Below are 18,784 nucleotides of genomic sequence, written 5' to 3'. Positions count from 1 at the left end.
CAAATTTTTTGAGGACTACCTCAAAAAAACCCTTTATTTAAAAGTAGCGCGATGACACAGACAACTACAGAGCGTTTATACTCTTTTGAAGAATATCTTACTTATGACGATGGTACTGATAGCCGTTATGAACTGGTGGATGGGAAACTAGAACTTAGGAATCCATCACCTTTTAGACATTTGCTGATTTCTAAATTCATTGAACTGGCATTTGAGGCAGAAATCAAGGGCTTGAGTTTACCTTGGCTATGCTTTAGAGAGGCGGGGGTAAGAATGGGATGGCGAAAGTCAAGATTTCCTGATGTTTATGTTGTCACGGCTGAACAGGTGATGGAATTTCTTGATGAGTCTGCTGTTTGTCAGTCTGCGCCGATGTTAGTAGTGGAAGTTGTCAGTCCTGATTCAGTGAAACGCGATTATCGGTATAAACGTTGTGAATATGCAGCGTTAGAGATTCCTGAATATTGGATTGTAGATCCAATAGAGTCAAAAATTACAGTTTTATTATTGTCAGAGGGATTGTACGAGGAAAAAGAGTTTAACGGGAGTCAGCAAATTGTGTCTGCAACTTTCCCGAAAATAGTGCTGACAGTTGAACAAGTTTTAGCTGCGGGTAATGTTGGTTAGAAAATAGTGATGCTTAGGTTGGGCTGCGCCTACGCAGCTCCTGGTAGTGTATATGAAAAGGTGCTTTCTAAGGCTCAAGAAGCCTAAGCTAGAGATTGCAAACGACGCTTCACAAATGTCAGTATTCGATTAAATCTAACTAACTCAGGATAAACAGGAATAAAAGACAGCTTTTGCTTGCTATATCTAACTGCTAACGTCCTTGCTGAAGTAAAAATTTCGCCTTCATAAATGTCTATTTCCGAAAGGTAGATGATTTTGTTTAACGCTTCTGCATTGCCAATTTTACCCAAAGCCTCTGCCGCGTAGCATCTCACGTATGATTCAGAGTCCTTGAGGGCGGCGATTAATTCCGGCACAGCTTCTGCATTGCCAATTTTACCCAAAGCCGATGCCGCGTAGTATCTCACGTATGATTCAGAGTCCTTGAGGGCGGCGATTAATTCCGGCACAGCTTCTGCATTGCCAATTTTACCCAAAACCTCTGCCGCGTAGCGTCTCACGTCAGATTCAGAGTCCTTGAGAGCGGCGATTAATTCCGGCACAGCTTCTGCATTGCCAATTTTACCCAAAACCTCTGCCACGTAGCGTCTCACGTCAGATTCAGAGTCCTTGAGAGCGGCGATTAATTCCGGCACAGCTTCTGCGCCAATATTACCCAAAGCCGATGCCGCGTAGCGTCTCACGTCAGATTCAGAGTCCTTGAGGGCGGCGATTAATTCCGGCACAGCTTCTGCATTGCCAATTTTACCCAAAGCCTCTGCCGCGTAGTATCTCACGTATGATTCAGAGTCCTTGAGGGCGGCGATTAATTTCTGAGACATCTGCGAATTGACTTTTCCCAATGCCACTACAACCGATTCAATAAAAATAGCTTTGGGGTAACGTCGCCAAAACTTGTAAATCTTGTTGATTATCTCGGCAATTAATTTTGGTTTTTGGCTGATTCCACCAGAAGCTTCTCCATTCTGCTGAACTTCAACAATACATCTCCCCGCCAATAATAACAGCGTCCGAAAAATATCATCTTTTTCTTTAAACAACGCTTCTATCAACAGCATGGGATTTTTCATTAAACTCGCCAATAAAGTCAAAGTTTCATGAGAATCATATCCCCAAAATAGTTTTTTTGCTAAAGCAATACCATCAGTCTTATCATTTTCAATGGTTTCATTAAGATAATATGCTGTGAAATATTCCTGAAAGGTGCGATGTAAAAATAAATATTGCTCTCCTTTTCGTGCAAGCTTTTGAATAATTCCATCTGCTTCCGAAAGTTCTTTAATTAATTCTTCAGTAGTTTGATTTCGGAAATCGCGGATTTCTTGCTTATTTAAAGATTCTTCAATTACCTTATGCAATTCATTCCGAGAAAAAACTTCTTTGCCTTCACTGCTAAACTTATATGCCAAATCAGCCAATAACTTCTTTTTAGCAATTACATTTTCGGGGGATAATCGATTATTATCATCCCTCCATTGACTTAACATATAATCTACAGCTTTTTTATAAACTTGGGCGCGACGTGCGGGAAGTGTTAGCCCTTTAGTTTGATACAAGCTACATAGCAAAGATAAAAGTAGGGGATTTTGTGCTAAACCAGCAATTTGTGGTTTCTTTTGTATTTCAACAATCAGCCCTTCTGCGGAAACAGAATCATCCTCAATATAACCAGCCGCATTTTTAAACCAAATTTGAATATATGCTTCTGTTTGCTTTTGACTAAAAGGAACAATTTCAACTTCCTTAGCACTATCTACAAAAGCACCACCATAACCGACAATTCTGGAAGTACAAATAATTGAACAGTTATAATTTTTCAGAAAACGGTTGAGCCTTTCTTTTAAACGAAGGCGATATTGTTGTGGAACTTCATCCAAAGCGTCTAAAAGTAAAAGACATTTACCATTCTTTAATTTCTCTCCTAATAAATCTTTGATAGATTTTGCTGTTTTTGGATAATCTCTCTCAATAATTCGAGGAATAGCATCAATAATTTCTCCCTCAGCTTCAGCCAAATCAGATAAGCGCAAAAACAACGGAAATATTACATCATTTACACCTAATTTTGACCTAACCCCCCAGCCCCCTCCCCTTGTAAGCAAAGGCGTGTCTTGCTCCCCTACCCTTGTAGGGGAGGGGTTGGGGGAGAGGTTTCTTAATTTCTCCCTTTCCTCACGAGCAATTAACCCAGTTTCCATCCTTAATAAGGTAGATTTTCCCATACCTGGGTCAGCCAAAACCATAATTTTTTGGTTTTCTTTTTTTGCCTCTTCCCAGTCAACAACAACTCGCTTTGTTTCCTCTTCTTTTCTCTTTTGCAATTCCTCATCAAAACCTTTCATGGCATAGAGACGCTTAAATTCTGCCTCACCTTCTGTATATGCCCAACTTGTTTCTATTTCATGTTTGTATTTTCTTTCTAGAGTTACTTGAATCGGGATATATTGCTCTTTTAGGATAATTTTTTCTTTAGTATGGAACAGTTTAATATCTTTAAAATATTCTTCAATATCTGCCAAAAAGTTGCAAACAGCATTTTTCTCTGGTTCTAATTCTAGCTTATCTAAGCTATCAAGAAGATTATCCCAGCGAATTACATAACTTGCATCGCTTTTACTGCATTGAATCACTCCCACCACACCGCCCAACTCTTCAGCCAAAACGGCACCGCCACTACTTCCCGATTCAACCTTTGCATCAAGTTGGTGGGACAAAAACGTAGAATTTTCCGGTGGAAGCTTATTCCAGGGATTATTAAACTTTATTCCATTTTGATTCTTAATTGTATAAGTTGAAGCTACATTCAAAGGCGCACTAGCACGAATACTTTGGGCAAAAACATCAAATCCTTCCGGGAAATTAGCCTTTTTTGCTGGCGGAAAACCAAAGACTTTTACTGATGTTGATAGATGTTTAGGATTAATAAGTGGAACCGCCTTAGCAGACTCAACATCTATTTTTAAAATCGCAATATCTACTTCTAAATTTGAGAATTCTTTGCACCACTCCGCCGCATAAACTTGTCCTTGATATTCTACTCTGAGTGCATCCAACAAATAGATAACGTGATGACAGGTAACAAGATAACCATCAGCACGAATAATAAACCCAGAACCAACAGTACCCCCATTAGAATCGAGGATTTTGACCATTGATTCTCTCAATTCATCCAGGGTGTAATTGCTCATTTGGTGAAATATTCTAAAAATGGCTTAAAACTGTGATTCTGAGCAAAGATTTTAGTCCGCGCAAGCGGATTAAACTTATGTAGCCGCAGGGTTTAGCCTGTCGGGTTTCTGTGGTGATTTTCCCTGACTTAAATCCCACTCAATTGTTACCTTCACATTAGCTTGTGCGCTTCCCTTAGTCACAAAAGGAACTCCTGTTTCTCCTCCAGCTTGCAAGCCAAATTCCATCGTCACTTTACTTGGTGCTTTATCAGTTATCCCTTGCTTCACGCTATTGAGTATCAGTCCAGAATAATTGCGTACCGTACTAATCATCATTTTTTGTAGCCTTTCTGACCTTTCTTGGATGTCGTCAATATATCCAACGGCTTGCAATTCATCAGTATCAGCGTCATCGTATTGAATATAGATTTTTTCTCCATCGGAACCAATAATTTCTGTTATCTTTGCTGACATACGTGTATTATTACTGTATTACCTTGAGCATCTATACTTTACCAAATGTTGCTCAATTTCTAGTTTTCCGCTTTGGATCTATGCATTGCTGGTAAAATTAGATTTGGGTATCGCATTGCTAGTAAGAGCAATTAGCTTTGCAGCCGGAAATCAATTACTGCTAAATTACCCGCCTTAATACGCCCGATGCATTGGCTACGGTGTGTACAGAAGTTGAATTACCCCCCTCAATCCTCCCTTGCAAAGGGGGGAAGCCGGAAATCTAGTTCCCTCCCTTTTGCAAGGAGAGGGCTAGGGTGGGGTATTTTTAAATTCTTCCCTGTAGGAACTTCCGTCTTCACGTTTCCGTGTTTCGCGCAGCCTGTAGCAGCTTCCGCCTTCCCTGTAGGAACTTCCGTCTTCACGTTTCCGTGTTTCGCGCAGCCTGTAGCAGCTTCCGCCTTCCCTGTAGGAACTTCCGTTTTCACGTTTCCGTGTTTTGCGCAGTCTGTAGCAGCTTCCGCCAAGACGTTATGAGAAACAGACTTGTGTTACAGCATCTTCCCTTAAATAGAATACGCTTTTGAGGCACAGTACTGCTGTGCCTCAACAATAAATATGGTTTTTATTGGCAAAAAATGTTGTAAGGTACTCAAGTTTTAGACTTTTTCAGAAAAATCAACAATTTCACGTATGACAACTTCTTCAACAATTGTCCACTATAGAGTTATCAGTAATTTAGAAATTGAGTATTAATTATGGCGAGATCGAAACGCAATTCACGTACTCTTGGCAAAGCTGAAATACGTTTAGCAAGCATTAAATCTATTAGTCCAACTCTCGATGTTGGAGAGAAGTTAACAGTCAAAGATTATACTGAAAAAATCGAAAGCCTCAGAAAATCTCTAGAAGCATACAATACCACCCTCTCTACTATTGATGTCTTACTAACCCAGATCGTTGAAAATGAACAGGATTTAGCAGACTATTCTGAGAAGATTTTGCGTGGTATTGCTTATAAATATGGTAACAATAGCCATGAATATCAGATGGCTGGAGGTATTCGTAAAAGCGATCGCAAGCGTACTGTGCGTCAAAGCATGGTTTTGTTGAAGTAAGTAGACGCATTACTGCGATCGCATAGATCAACAACCAAAATTACTGATTTGGCTTTGTCTGCGGAGCGATCGCACCCAATTAACGATACCATCAAGGTCTGGAATTATTGATTTTGATTGTTTGAGATCACAGTACTAGTTTTTTCGTTTTCTAGTTCTCTCATTAAAGAATCAAAACCACTAGTATTGTTTCCACCTTTGGCAAACAAAGACTGAATTTTATTTATTATCGCACTCATATTGTCGGAGAAAAACCTACCAAGATTATTAACAAAGTTTTTCAGTTTCTCAAATATCCCAATTTCTACAGTTGAGTACTTATTGACAATTGGATATACAACTTTTCCTTTTTCTGTTTCATAGTACTCTTGCTCAGGCATCAACATAGATGTAAGTGGTTGCACCTGTTTTGCCATATCTGCTTCAGTTCGTTTATGGCTGAGGAATAAAACATCGTAAACCTTTCCATTCCAGCTAGCCCAATAATGGTTTTGGAAAAACCAGCGCTTACCATCATCACAATTAGGCTTTTTGCCTTGGTATGGTGTAACTCCAGCTTCACTTAAAAAAGGTTTGGCGATGCTTTCAACTGTTATTTTCTCGATGCCAAAATATTCTTCTGCAACTTTTTTAAAAGCACGGGCTAATGTCTGGCAATCTCCTTCTGGAGAGCCTTTTAATAGAGTTTCTTGGCTCTTGCTCACCATTGTGTATTGAAATTGGATATTTCCAAAGTTTTTGAATAGTTGTTCCAGTATTTTATCTTCTGGTAATGTATCGTCTATGCCATTTACTAGTGTTTTGGCTAGTGAGTACTCTTGTAAAAATTTTTGTTTTTTGTCTGCTGAGTTATTTGCTGCTAATATTTCTTCAGAGTTTGCTTGTTGGTTCCTGGTGTCTGCTAGGGTCGTCTGCTGTCCTTCCTGGGTTTGCAGAGTCGGTGGATTAATTTGGTTGACTACAGAAGTAGCTACTCTATCCGCTTCTTGCTCATACTGATCTCCTGGTTGACCAATAGTGAGTTTTGGCTGTATTAGTAGTTCCCGAAGGGGTTGCATTTGTGCAATTGACCCACTATCAGCACGTTTTATCACCATTTTGCTCAGGTTATGACCAAAGTGGGAAGAGTGTTCCTTTCCTTGCTGTAACGACTCATTCATCTTTGCCTGCAATACAGTGAGTCGTTCCTGTCCCTCTGGCGTGATAGTACCATGCTTGGCTTGGATTTGGAGTTTTGTGGCCTCAAACTGATACTGTTGAAATTTCTGATTCTCTACTTTTGCCTGTACTATAGGCTTGTTGGAGCTAAGTTGAAAGTGAGTAGTTAACAGGTGCGATTGCAACTGACCTTGCTCTGACTTAGAAGCGGATGAGTCAGCTTTTTTGTGGATTTGTAGCCGTTCTTTCATCGCTGGTTTCAAAAGTCAATAGTGGTTAATCTATATATTATGTCACTTCAGATTGCTTGATTATTTATACTTAAGTCGAATCCTGTTAAAACAAAGCATCCACTTTGTCCCCTTACGTCTGACTAAAATTTCTAGTAAAGCTTGGTAAAAATCCAGTTACCATCAGACAAGAAGCTTAAATCGCTTGTCTTAAAAAGCTTGTCGTTTCCCACATCTGACTCTCCCCGCTTCGTTGCGATCTCGCCTTGGAATAAGGGACTTCCAGAAATTAAATTATCCAATTTCTGGACTTCACTACGACTATCCCTCCCCCTGCTCCCTGCCCCCTGCCCCCTGCCTCTATAGCGATGGTATATTTTTTTATTTGGAAGTCCCTAAACTCCAAGGCTAATAGCTAAAGTCCTCTAAAGCGGACTGAGCAGATGATTTTAGTGTACTGGAGCAGACTTTGGCTATCAGCCTTGCACTTCAGTGCAGGGCGGGATTTCGGTTAGGAGGATACTTTGACTATTACAAAAATGTGGGTAATGACAAGAAACTTCCGCCACAGTACACTACCACCTACTGGGTTAGGAACGCCGTACATTCAAGCAACACCATTCTTTTCGTTTCCATAGGGTTGCAACTACCCAACCATTCTCTTCTAAGGCATCAGCAACAGCTTTAGATTGTTCTAGCAAGATACCACTGAAGATAGCCCAAGTATCAGGTTTAGCGATCGCACTCATTTCTGGAACCAAATCAATAATTACATGAGCCAAAATATTGCAAACGATACCATCTACTGGTTTCTCAATCAGTTTTTTCAAAACGTCTACACTTCCTAGTGCTGGTAGTAAACGTTCTGGGCTAATGTCGTTCAAGGCACCATTGCTGATAGTTGATTGCACCGCCAAAGGGTCATTATCTACTGCATAGACTTTCTCTGCCCCCAGTAGCAGCGCCCCAATGGAAAGGATACCAGAACCGCAGCCAATATCCGCAATTACCAGATGTTCATGTTTGCCACTAGTACCCACAAATGATTGAGGAACTTCACTCAGCCGCATTTCCAAGGATTCCAAACATAGTTGAGTGGTGGCATGGTTGCCCGTACCAAATGCTACACCAGGATCAAGACGAATTACTAAGCGTTCCGTTGTTTCTGGTGATGGTAGCCACGCGGGGTTAATTAGGAAGCGATCGCCTATTTCTTGGGGATGCCAATATTGTTTCCAGCTAGTCGCCCAATCTTCCTCATCAATTAACTGCCATTGGAGTGAGGGAGATGAAACTCCTACACAGAGGGCATCTTGGCGCAGCCACAGCGACAGCGCTGCCAAATCTAGTAGCTGTGTTTGAATTGTCGATAAGTAAGCCCTGACTAAAGATGAATTTCCTTTGTTTTCACTTGCTGTTCCCCGACAGCCAAAATCTTCCAGTCGCCAAAAGATCGAATCTTCTAGGTCTGGCTCACATAAAATCTGTAGTTCCCACCAAGTGTTTGCCATTTTTGAGTGCTGTTAGCGCTAGCGGGGCGTTCAGCCCATCGTGAGTGGTGAGTGCTGAGTTTAAGAGTTAAGAGAGTTATGAGTTATCAGTTAGGAGTTAGGGGTTTTTAACTTTTAACTCCTCATTATTCACTCCTAACTTTTATTTACTCAGCACTCAGCACTCATAGTGTTACTGTATAAGCGTCCCGAATACCAGGGACTTTTATAATTTCATCCAAAATGCCCTCAGGTAAAGGGTCATCTATACTCAAAGCCATTACGGCATCACCACGGACGATTTTACGACCTACTTGCATACTGGCAATATTCACATTGAAACTGCCGAGTAGGGAACCGAGTTTACCAATAATACCCGGCATATCGCGGTGCAGGGTAAACAGCATATATTTGCTGGGAGGGACATTAATCGGGAAACCGTCAACATCAGTCAGGTGGATTTCCCGCTCACCCAACAAAGCGCCGGTGACAGAGTGAGTACCTAAAGTACCCGTGGCTTCTAGATGCAGTGTGCCCGCATAGTCTCTGATGGAAGCATCGCGGGTTTCAATCACTCGAATTCCGCGTTCTTTGGCTTCTATGCTGGCATTTACGTAATTTACTCGTTCCCGCAAAGCTTGGTAAAGTAAACCTTTTAGGGCAGCTACAATCAAAGGCTGACTTTTGTTGGTAGCGAGTTCCCCTTGTAGTCGAATATTGAGGACTTCCACCCGTCCGCCAGCTAGCTGTCCTACTAGATTACCTAGAGTTTCTGCTAGTTGCATGTAAGGTTTGAGTTCTTCCAACACATCGGGGCCGAGTCCGGGAATGTTGACGGCTGAACGAGCTGGTAGTCCTAAAATTACATCCCGGATTTGTTCGGCAACATCAATAGCCACATTCACTTGAGCTTCTGCGGTAGATGCTCCCAAGTGGGGAGTGAGGATAACTTCTTTACCTAGCGATCGCAATTCCGATTCACCCAGTGGTTCTGACTCGAACACATCCAAGGCTGCACCGCCGATTTTACCCGCTTTCAAAGCTGCTGCTAAAGCTACTTCATCAATGATCCCACCACGAGCGCAGTTGACAATCCGGGCTGTGGGTTTCATCTTTGCCAGAGTTGTGGCATTGATTAAGTGGGTGGTTTCTGGGGTTTTGGGGATGTGTAGGGTGATATAGTCTGCTTGCTGGAAGAGTAAATCTAGCTCAACTAACTGACAGCCAAGTTGTTCGGCTCGTTCTGTGGAAATAAAAGGGTCATAAGCTAGGAGTTTCATCCCCATTGTCTTAGCTACAGCCGCAACATGGGAGCCAATTTTACCCAAACCGACAACGCCGAGAGTTTTTTTGTAGACTTCCGCGCCGACAAAACTATTGCGATCCCACGCACCGCGTTTCACCGAAGCGTTAGCATCGGGGATGTGGCGAGATAAAGCCAAAATCATCGCTAGCGCGTGTTCAGCCGCAGCAATTGTATTTCCCTCTGGAGAATTGACTACGACAATTCCCCGACGGGTGGCAGCGGGAACATCCACATTATCCACACCCACACCAGCACGACCGATGATTTTTAGCTGGGTGCCGGCTTCAATAATTTCTTGGGTGACGCGCGTACTAGAACGAATCATCAGCGCGTCATACTCACCAATAATTTCGATCAGTTCTGCTGGTTTTAGACCTATTTTGACATCAACGGTAGCAACTTGCGAAAGAATGTCAATTCCAGCTTGGTCAATAGAATCGGAGACAAGAACCTTAGACATGATTACTTCATTTAAAGCTACAGGTTTTGCTGCACAGGACTTTTTAGTTTAGTCTTTATCTGTCGCAATTCAGCAAAAATTATTCGTTTTAATATCAACTTAACCTTTACTTGCGCTACGTGCTGATGGTATTGGAGCGTGAGTTGCTCCCGGTGGGTGCTGCCTCCTAAGTATTTGAAGATGAGTGGCTGTTTGTACCACCCTGTCGCTAAATATAAAGCATTAATAGCACTAAGCACTTATATATTTATTAATAGTTAAGAGTTACTAAAATTTTATCAGCTTAAGCAGCTTCCTTGATGACATAGAAATACCTGGATTCTTGACTGGCCTGCAACTTTAGCTAAAGCAATGCTCTGCACAACCAGGAAACGAGCCAGTGATTATTATATCTGTCAAATCTTGGCTGTTTGTCAATACCACAAGTGGTATCCCTTAGTCAAAGTAAAACATTGCATCATCAAGATAATTGGATTGTGAAAGGATAAATTATTGCGGTGTAACAGGATAATAGATGTATTGGTATGATGAGCAAGGACAACAGTATCTTACGCCCGCAGAACAAATAAAACAAGAAACATAACACGCTCACCAAGCAGCACAAAAAGTGTAATAATTGACAGAACAATTAAGAGCGCTGGGAATAGATCCAGATAATCTGGGTTAATTGAAATATTTTGCAATATTTTCAACAAAACCGAAAACTTAGGTTTTTTAAATTTATGTATTTTTCATCAATGATTGTTGAAATTTCTACATCTCATCAATTAGATTGTACGCACTTGATACAATTGCGCCCATCTAATTTAGCAGCATATAACGCTTTATCCACTACTAGCAATAACTCATCACTGGTTTTTCCATGATCTGGAAACATGCCCACTCCACCCGAAACCGTCGTATCTATTTCTTTACCTCCAGATTCCAACAGTGAAGCTTGAAACGATAACCGGATTTTTTCGGCGTGCTGAAACGCTTTCTCCTGTGTCAGACCAGGTAAAACCAATACAAACTCCTCACCACCATATCTGCACACAATGTTTGGAGAGTCACTATAGTTGCGAAGAATGTCTGCAAATGCCTGAATTACGCGATCGCCAACTTGATGACCGAATGTATCATTAATATTTTTAAAATAATCGATATCCATAATTATCAAGGCAACTCTACCAAAATCCCGCGTTGCTCGTATTAGTTCTTGTGGAAATATCTCGTCAAAATAACGCCGATTAAACAAGCCTGTCAGTCCGTCCCGCATAGCCTGTTCTCGTAACTGAACTTGTAAGACTTTAATTTCGAGTACCTGTTTTTGCAAATATTCATTCGCCTGTCGCAGCTCGGATTCAGCCTGATAACGTTGGGTAACGTCACGCAAAACAAGCAAACGGCCTGTTAACTGCTTGCGCTCATTGTGTAATGAGGTAATTAGTAGCTCTACATAACAAGGAGTTACCGAATCTATGAATATCTCTGTTTTGTCACTTTCATGAGCATGGTAAAGCCTGACAATTTCTGGCAAAATGGCCAGAACTTGAGCAGCAGGCTGTCCAATATACTGCTTTTTTACCCCAATCAGTCGTTTTAGTGCCGGATTAAAGTCAATAATCCGGTTTTGGGCATCTAACACCAGTACACCGTCACTCATATTCTCAATCAGCGTGTCTCTAGCTACAGGAACGAGGTCAAACATCCGAAAGCGAAAAAGGCTAACAAAATAGAACAACCCGGCCAGCATGAAACTCATGGGAGTGATGTTTAGACCAGGAGGAGTGAGGCGAAGCATATACAAGCTAGCGCCTAATATTGGTAATATTGCACCAGCTAATGCCATGCTTGACTGCCGACGAGACAGAACTGATGGCAGTAAGGCTTTCTGAATAAGCATTACTACCCCTGTAACCGTGTAGAGGTAAACGCAGACCATGACCCAAAAAAAACCAAGATTATGTTGATAAATCACAAAATTAGTTCCTTTTGGATCTGGCAAAAAGCCAGACCAGACTAAACCATGCCATTCGTTTGTTGCTACCAAAATTACATTGAAGGTAGGAATAGCCCATAGCAACGCTGTATTTCGAGGCGTTAGCCAACGATTTTTATTCGTGAAGTGCATTGCAAATATGAGGAAGAGCGTAATTACACTGCCTGAGCCGACATACTCCAGCTTTGACCAAAATATTTTTTCTCGGAGGATAATTGCTGCTGCTTCCATTGCTGCAACTGTAGCGTATCCTGCGATCGCTAGCATCATCGAAATGAAAGGCTTGCTAGCCAAAGAAATTGAACGACGCTGCCAAGCTGCAAACGCAACAGTAATTGAGATGATTACAGTAACGCTCAGAATAACAAAGTAGAGGTTGTACTGAAAATGCATGGTAACGAAGCACTTAAGTGATGATCTCAACCTTATGAGATAAGTTTGAACAAGTCATGAGGTTCCAGCTATTTTAATAATCACTTGAAAGCGGTTAAGTTACAGCAGAATTATGATTCCTGAATTTTTACAGAAAAACTATTGCTTTTTAGGAATAACGTTCCTGATTCCACTTTTAGTAGAGACAGTATCACCTTTGTAGCGAGGGATGATATGAATACTGGCGTGCATAATATTTTGACCAGCGGCTCGATTGATGTTCATTCCTATATTAAAGCCATCAGGTTCAAATTCTGCTTTAAGAATTTCTTGTACTTTATTCACCATAAACCAGCAAGCAGATTGCTCTTTTAATGGTAGTTCAAAATAACTGCTAACATGACGCTTGGGAATAACCAAAACATGACCTTTACTTATTGGATAGCCATCAAAAATAGCATAAGCCGTTGCTGATTCAGTTAATAATTTTAGATTTCTATGGGGATTACAGAATATACAATAATTAGCTGAATTTCGCTGATGATTATAGTGAACATATTCATATACTTCCCGATGCTCATCTAAGCAAACTGAAAGGAAGGGAAGTTTAACAATACATTGATATGTCGGTTTTTTGTGGATATAATGTTCTCGAAATCCTTCTCTTTTGATATCCCTTCTTACAGCATAATAAGCTTTACCTCCTGGTTTTAATAAGTGTGATACTTCCATAAGAACATTCGTTTGTTCTTCAGTGAATAAAACATTTAAAACATAGAAGCAAATTATTGTATCAAATTTAGTGTCAGGATATTCTGGGAAATAATAAGGATCATAGCCTGTAATATCAAAACCTTTTTGGCGTAATATTTTAACATCATTACCAACGCCACAACCAAAGTCTAGTATTTTGCCTTGTAAAAGGTTTTGATTTAATAAAAGCTGTGCAGGAAATGACAGATAATTTCTTTCGATCGCAGTAAGATGGCTGAACTGATTTTTTTGCTGTTTCATAGAATTTTGGTGCAGATGTCCCAAAATTATTATTCCCAGCATCCCTTTAGGTTATGTGATGTCTACGATGGTCACGTAGCTCTCTCTGCCGTACCCCTCCGGGGAAGCAAGCTACGCGGAGCGTGCGGGCTACGCCTAAGCATCAGGGTCAATACCTAGCTCACGTAACTTAGCTGCTAATATATCAGCACGCTGGCGTTCCTGTTCAGCACGCTGGCGTTCCTGTTCAGCACGCTGGCGTTCCTGTTCAGCACGCTGGCGTTCCTGTTCAGCACGTTGGCTTTCCTGTTCAGCGCGTTGGCGTTCTTGTTGGGCTTGTTCGCTGCTCCACAACAGCAAATTTCCTTCTGTATCCCACCAGCGCAGCCAATTCATAGTTTGACATAATCTTTCACCTTGCCAAATTCCGAGAAATAACTCTAACTCAGGAATCCAGTAACGGCCATTAGCGTCTGCTTGCTGCAAAGTATATTGCCCATTTTGCAAGCATCGTAGTTCTATGCTTGGTTCGTAAGGGTCGTAGGTTACGTAGGTTGGAACTTGGAGAATCTTTTCGTAATAATAGAGTTTACCGTAGGGTGGAGTTGAGCGGACTGATAGTTCTCCACCTTCTGTATCTGAGAGAAATTCCATCACCACAGCTACAGCCGCGCCTTCTAAATTCGGGGTATAGCTGCGACGAACTACATTTGTTCCTACAGACTGCACTTGAGGAACGTAAAACCAATCAGGGGCTTTAACGACAATTTTTTTGTTGACTGTGGCTACAAGTCCAAAATTAGAGCCAATCAGCATTTGAGGTTGGATGCGTCCTGTGCTTCCCAAAGCATCGGTAAGCGCAGCAGCGATCGCAGGTTGTTGAATATTTTCCACTGGATCGTCAGGTAAAATGAAGTCGGCTGGAAGTGCTTCCCAAGTAACAATTGGTTCTTTTTGGATGGGGTTAACTTGTAGAACCATAAAACTACTCCTAATATCCATGCACAGTATATTAGTTATAGACTTTAAAAGAAAACTCTGATATTCCCAAGGATTTTAATTTACAGCAATATTTAGAAACTATTCGTGAACGCTACGGCAATCTGAAGTTAGATAGTTTAGAATGCCTAATATTTCCAGAAAAAATCCTTAATTTTTTAGCATACGTAATTAATATTGTTTCAAAACAAATCTTTACAGCACTTCCCCCGGTTGGGTGATTGTGGCATTATCTTTAGGAGAGGTTAGCGATCGCCCGATTCAATATTTGGGAAAACAGTTCCCGGTCAGCAAAGGAAATACCGTCCATCGCCTCATCACGAACGGCTGCGGCGATTGGTGGTAAGACAGCTTCTAGTTCCTTACCTGCATCCGTTAACCAAATTCGCCAGATGCGGCGATCGTGAGTGTCACGTTCTCGACGCACCAAGCCGCGTTCTTCCATCCGATCTAGTACGCCTGTTAAAGTCCCTCCCACTTGTTTGAGTTTGTCACCAATACTAGAAGTGGGTAAACCATCTTCTTGCCACAAACAGCACAACACCAACCAGTGAAATGGCGTAAGTCCAAAAGGTTCTAGCCTTTCAGTAAACTTGCGACTGAGCAGTTGTGAGACTAATTTGATTCTGTAGCCCAAATTGTATGGTGCGAGATTTTGCTGCCACGAATCTAAAGCTGGGGAGGGATTAGATGTAGAAACCATTTAGCAAAATACTTAGTATACGTACTATTATCATAACTAGAACGATTTTTTTTAGCAATAGTTGCCTTACATCTATCTTAGGGAAGAACTTGAATCAACTGGGACTCTTTGACTGTACCGATAATGCGGTGAGGTCGAGATAATTTAGAGGACTGGTCAGCATAGATCCAAGCATAGCTCAAAGCTGGTACTTGGGAAATAGAAACTACTGGTTGGGGACGAGTAGGAAGATAGAAATTAAGCAGTACTTTGGTTTTAGCGTCTATATCCACATAATAGGTAGGATGAGATTGGAGAATTGAAGCGATCGCACTTTGTTGTAAAAAAGGTTTCAAACCAGGGTTATAGTCACTTAACAGGCCTATGCTACCCATCGTCGCCAAAGCCAGCCAACAGGGAATTAACCAACCTGCAATCCAATAACGCGCTGTGAGAAACTTTTTGTCAAAGTGGTAACGAGCAATCCACACCACAGGCAAAATTAACCAACCCAAGCCCATAGCCAAGCCAATAGTTGCATACTTGTGGATGTCAGAACTACCCCAACTAAAAATGCCAATACTCGCTATAACAAGTAAAACACCTAATCCACCCAAGCCATAACTGAGGTTTCGGGGAAGATTCTTCTTTGCAAAAAGATTTATTCTACCTTGTTGAAGAGGGAATTGTGGGGGAATTCCTGTCTGGTAAATATTGCCTAGCCAGTTTAAACCCACAGATGCAAACAAAGCGATGAACGGATAAAGGCAAAGACTATAGTGAGATAAACGAGTGCTAAAAATACTAATTTCTACAAATAAAACAAGTGGAAATCCAACTAATATTAACTGGTAACGAGGAATGGGACGACGGAGAGTTAAAAATAAACCTAAAAGTCCGAAAAAAGCCCAAGGAAATGCTTTTACAGGAATATTCCAGACATAGAATAGTAGCCCATTAGACTCCCGTTCTTCAGAACCTAGCTGCACAACAAACTTGAGTAACTCCTCAAAACTTTGGCTTCCGTAGTGCAGCCAGCTTAACCACAGCCAAATACAGGTAGGTATTAAACCTACGAAAAAACCTAAATATAAAATTGGGTTAGTAAGATGACGATGACGGCGATGTTCCCAAATTAAATAAGGTAATAAAGCTATAATTGGCAAAAAAATCATAAAGCTTCTGACTAAGAAGCCTAAACCTAAACTTAAACCAGCTAGAAAACTCCAAAAATAGCGAGATTTAGGATATAATTCTGTTTTTATTAAAGACAAAATAGCTAAAAGTACCAAGAAAATCATTGGCCCATCAGGTGTACTTAAGCGAGAACATTGCAGCCAGAGAAATTCTACACTTAAAATTGCAGCAGCTAGCCAACCTAATTTTTTGCCTAGCATAATTTTGCCAATTTCATACACCAGCCACAAGCTAAAAATGCCAGCAATCATACTAGGAAGACGCGCACTAGTATCACTGATACCAAACAGCTTGTAAAAACTGGCAATTATCCAATAAGGGCCAGGAGTTTTATGATGTGCTCTTTCCCAAGGAGCTATCCAATTACCAGAATCAAACATCAGACGGGCACGTGATGCGTAAAGCCCTTCATCATGTGCCATCAGGCTATTATGTCCAGCAGTAAATAGTAATAAGGGCAGTATCCAAACTAACAAACTAAGATATGGTAATGATGCGACTAGGCGGATCTGTCGCCAAATATGCTGTAAGAAGTGTAGTTTATATAACATTGAATTGATAAAAATTGAATACTGCTATTTAGGTATCCTGCTGTTATTAAAATATGTTACATAGTGTTTGTGAAAAAATATCTGAAATTGCCGCAATTTTCAAAAAAAGTACTCCAAAACAGAGATTCATGCAGTTAAGACCGAATCAACGCCTAAAATTAGACGACACAGACGATAAGCTGTTCTATGCTTATCCCCGCTTTGTCACCCATGTAGATGAAGGATTTATTCAACAGCTAACGGATTTATACCGCGATCGCCTGAAACCCAACACCCGCATTTTTGATATGATGAGCAGTTGGGTGTCTCATCTGCCAGAAGAGATGGAGTTTGACCATGTGGAAGGACACGGACTCAACGCCGAGGAATTAGCACGTAATCCGCGCTTAAATCATTATTTTGTGCAAAATTTTAACGAAAAACCGCAGCTACCTTTGCCAGATGAAGATTTTGATGCTGTTCTCAATTGTGTATCTGTGCAGTATGTGCAATATCCAGAAGCAGTATTTTCCGAAATTTACCGCATCTTGAAACCCGGCGGTGTTGCAATTATCAGTTTTTCTAACCGCATGTTTTTTGAAAAGGCGATTCAAGCTTGGCGGGAGGCTTCAGAATCACAGCGAGTGGAATTAGTCAAAGCTTACTTCGCATCAGTTCCAGGATTTACAACCGCAGAAGTTATAGCTCATAAATCAACATTACCGAATATCTTACAGTGGTTGGGTGCAGCTGGAGGAGATCCGTTTTATGCCGTTATAGCTTATCGTAGTTAAGCCAAATATTCACTAGTGCAAGAAGGCTTGTAGTAAGGACTTTAGTGCTTAAAAAATAAGGACTAAAGTCCTTACTACGAACTTAGTTACCTGCTCAAAATTAAAATGCTTTTGTATATAGATAATTTTTGTAAATGAATTATTGGCTAATGAAATCAGAGCCAGAAGCCTATAGCATTGCTGACCTTCAACAGCAAAAAGAGACTATCTGGGACGGTGTTCGCAACTATCAAGCTCGCAACTTTTTGCGCCAAATGGATGAAGGAGACTTAGCTTTTTTTTATCATTCCAATGCTAATCCTCCTAATATTGCTGGGTTAATGCGTGTAGTGAAAAAAAATATTGCTGACCCGAACCAGTTTGAGCCAGAAAGTAAATACTACGACCCGAAATCAAGTTCCGAATTTCCTCGCTGGCAAACTGTTGTAGTGGAATTTGTTGAGACTTTTTCTAACCCTATCTTGCTATCAATGCTCAAAGAGAAGTTTAGCGCCGAAGAGTTTATGTTGGTGAGACAAGGTAATCGGTTATCGGTGATGCCCGTCCCTGAAGCAGTAGCCCTGAAGATTCTGGCGATGAAAACCTCCTAGTTGAAATATTACTAAGGGAGCATCCCAGTTTTAAGACTGAGAGAAAATGAAGTCAGAAAAACTGGGTGCAAGGTGACTGATGATGACACCCGAACAGAAGCAAAACCTGACTTTTACCGTTATCTTTTTTCCAAAGAGCGATCGCTTCCCCCTAAATTAAAATCCTATTCTCTAGTTGATAAATTGTTGAGAATTTATCGTGGCTTAAAACCCTTACTATTTCGATGTTTTCACACTTCAGGGTAAAGGTCACGGTGAAGATAAGTTTTCTTCACGAGTTCCTCATATTGTTATGTCTATAACTATATTCATCGAACTCAGAATTAGACCCAATCAAGGAGTTTGAGTGTTATGAGGAAAATAGGAGTTTTTGTGGCTCCCCCTCTATAAACCTACGGTGTACACACAAGTCTGAAGTAGTTTAAGAAGCTGGTTTTTACCCCACCCTAACCCTCCCCTTGTAAAGGGGAGGGAACTAGATTTCCGGCTTCCCCCCTTTCCAAGGCTACGGTGTACACACAAGTAGAAGTAAACTACTAGGGGAAGAGATTTGAGGGGGCAGAGAGAGTGGAAAATCCAATAAGAATTCATGCTCAACTGTGGTGCAAAAAAGCATTTGGCGACCCAAGGT

Annotated in this window: 15 protein-coding genes; 5 read left to right on the top strand and 10 right to left on the bottom strand. The window is 41.0% G+C overall.

Features of this window, described 5'->3' with window-relative positions:
- The first annotated feature begins 51 nt into the window (after positions 1 to 51).
- The gene (locus H6G92_RS21820) at positions 52 to 627 is read left to right on the top strand and encodes a Uma2 family endonuclease (protein ID WP_190895693.1); all 576 of its coding nucleotides are present in this window, start codon (positions 52 to 54) and stop codon (positions 625 to 627) included.
- An 83-nt stretch (positions 628 to 710) separates the two neighbouring features.
- On the opposite strand, the gene H6G92_RS21815 is transcribed toward H6G92_RS21820, so the two are convergent.
- On the bottom strand, positions 711 to 3,818 hold the full coding sequence (locus tag H6G92_RS21815; RefSeq protein WP_190895692.1) for a HEAT repeat domain-containing protein: 3,108 nt from the start codon (positions 3,816 to 3,818) through the stop codon (positions 711 to 713).
- Between the two features lie 75 nt (positions 3,819 to 3,893).
- Positions 3,894 to 4,274, bottom strand: a complete 381-nt coding sequence (locus H6G92_RS21810; protein WP_190895691.1) for a CU044_2847 family protein — start codon at positions 4,272 to 4,274, stop codon at positions 3,894 to 3,896.
- A 737-nt stretch (positions 4,275 to 5,011) separates the two neighbouring features.
- Here H6G92_RS21810 and H6G92_RS21805 point away from each other — a divergent pair.
- On the top strand, positions 5,012 to 5,371 hold the full coding sequence (locus tag H6G92_RS21805; protein ID WP_190895690.1) for a hypothetical protein: 360 nt from the start codon (positions 5,012 to 5,014) through the stop codon (positions 5,369 to 5,371).
- Between the two features lie 104 nt (positions 5,372 to 5,475).
- Here H6G92_RS21805 and H6G92_RS21800 read toward each other — a convergent pair whose 3' ends face one another.
- The 6 genes from H6G92_RS21800 to H6G92_RS21775 form a co-directional block, all read right to left on the bottom strand.
- The gene (locus tag H6G92_RS21800) at positions 5,476 to 6,780 is read right to left on the bottom strand and encodes a hypothetical protein (protein WP_190895689.1); all 1,305 of its coding nucleotides are present in this window, start codon (positions 6,778 to 6,780) and stop codon (positions 5,476 to 5,478) included.
- A gap of 569 nt (positions 6,781 to 7,349) precedes the next feature.
- Entirely contained in the window at positions 7,350 to 8,270 is a 921-nt protein-coding gene (gene prmA / locus H6G92_RS21795) for a 50S ribosomal protein L11 methyltransferase (RefSeq protein ID WP_190895688.1), read from the bottom strand.
- A 164-nt stretch (positions 8,271 to 8,434) separates the two neighbouring features.
- Entirely contained in the window at positions 8,435 to 10,015 is a 1,581-nt protein-coding gene (serA, locus tag H6G92_RS21790; protein ID WP_190895687.1) for a phosphoglycerate dehydrogenase, read from the bottom strand.
- Between the two features lie 763 nt (positions 10,016 to 10,778).
- A complete protein-coding gene (locus H6G92_RS21785; RefSeq protein WP_190895686.1) occupies positions 10,779 to 12,389 on the bottom strand; it encodes a histidine kinase N-terminal 7TM domain-containing diguanylate cyclase in 1,611 nt (536 codons plus the stop codon).
- 138 nt (positions 12,390 to 12,527) lie between these two features.
- The gene (locus H6G92_RS21780; RefSeq protein ID WP_190895685.1) at positions 12,528 to 13,382 is read right to left on the bottom strand and encodes an HIT family protein; all 855 of its coding nucleotides are present in this window, start codon (positions 13,380 to 13,382) and stop codon (positions 12,528 to 12,530) included.
- A gap of 135 nt (positions 13,383 to 13,517) precedes the next feature.
- Positions 13,518 to 14,342 carry a Uma2 family endonuclease gene (locus H6G92_RS21775; protein WP_190895684.1) on the bottom strand — a complete coding sequence of 275 codons (825 nt, stop codon included), beginning with the start codon at positions 14,340 to 14,342 and terminating at the stop codon, positions 13,518 to 13,520.
- Positions 14,343 to 14,404: 62 nt separating this feature from the next.
- Between H6G92_RS21775 and H6G92_RS41175 the strand changes: the two genes are divergently transcribed.
- Complete coding sequence (locus tag H6G92_RS41175; protein ID WP_390625448.1) at positions 14,405 to 14,581, top strand: hypothetical protein; 177 nt, start codon at positions 14,405 to 14,407, stop codon at positions 14,579 to 14,581.
- 14 nt (positions 14,582 to 14,595) lie between these two features.
- Here the strand turns inward: H6G92_RS41175 and H6G92_RS21770 are convergent, their stop codons facing one another.
- Together H6G92_RS21770 and H6G92_RS21765 are read right to left on the bottom strand one after the other, a co-directional pair.
- The gene (locus H6G92_RS21770) at positions 14,596 to 15,063 is read right to left on the bottom strand and encodes a MarR family winged helix-turn-helix transcriptional regulator (RefSeq protein ID WP_190895683.1); all 468 of its coding nucleotides are present in this window, start codon (positions 15,061 to 15,063) and stop codon (positions 14,596 to 14,598) included.
- A 77-nt stretch (positions 15,064 to 15,140) separates the two neighbouring features.
- Entirely contained in the window at positions 15,141 to 16,790 is a 1,650-nt protein-coding gene (locus H6G92_RS21765; RefSeq protein ID WP_190895682.1) for an ArnT family glycosyltransferase, read from the bottom strand.
- A 128-nt stretch (positions 16,791 to 16,918) separates the two neighbouring features.
- On the opposite strand from H6G92_RS21765, the gene H6G92_RS21760 reads away from it, so the two are divergent.
- Both H6G92_RS21760 and H6G92_RS21755 read left to right on the top strand, forming a co-directional pair.
- Entirely contained in the window at positions 16,919 to 17,563 is a 645-nt protein-coding gene (locus H6G92_RS21760) for a class I SAM-dependent methyltransferase (RefSeq protein ID WP_190895681.1), read from the top strand.
- 134 nt (positions 17,564 to 17,697) lie between these two features.
- Positions 17,698 to 18,153, top strand: a complete 456-nt coding sequence (locus H6G92_RS21755) for an EVE domain-containing protein (protein ID WP_190895680.1) — start codon at positions 17,698 to 17,700, stop codon at positions 18,151 to 18,153.
- Positions 18,154 to 18,784 lie beyond the last annotated feature (631 nt).

The sequence above is a fragment of the Nostoc foliaceum FACHB-393 genome (genome assembly GCF_014698505.1).
Lineage (GTDB): Bacteria > Cyanobacteriota > Cyanobacteriia > Cyanobacteriales > Nostocaceae > Nostoc > Nostoc foliaceum_A.
This window is presented reverse-complemented; position numbering and strand designations above follow the sequence as displayed.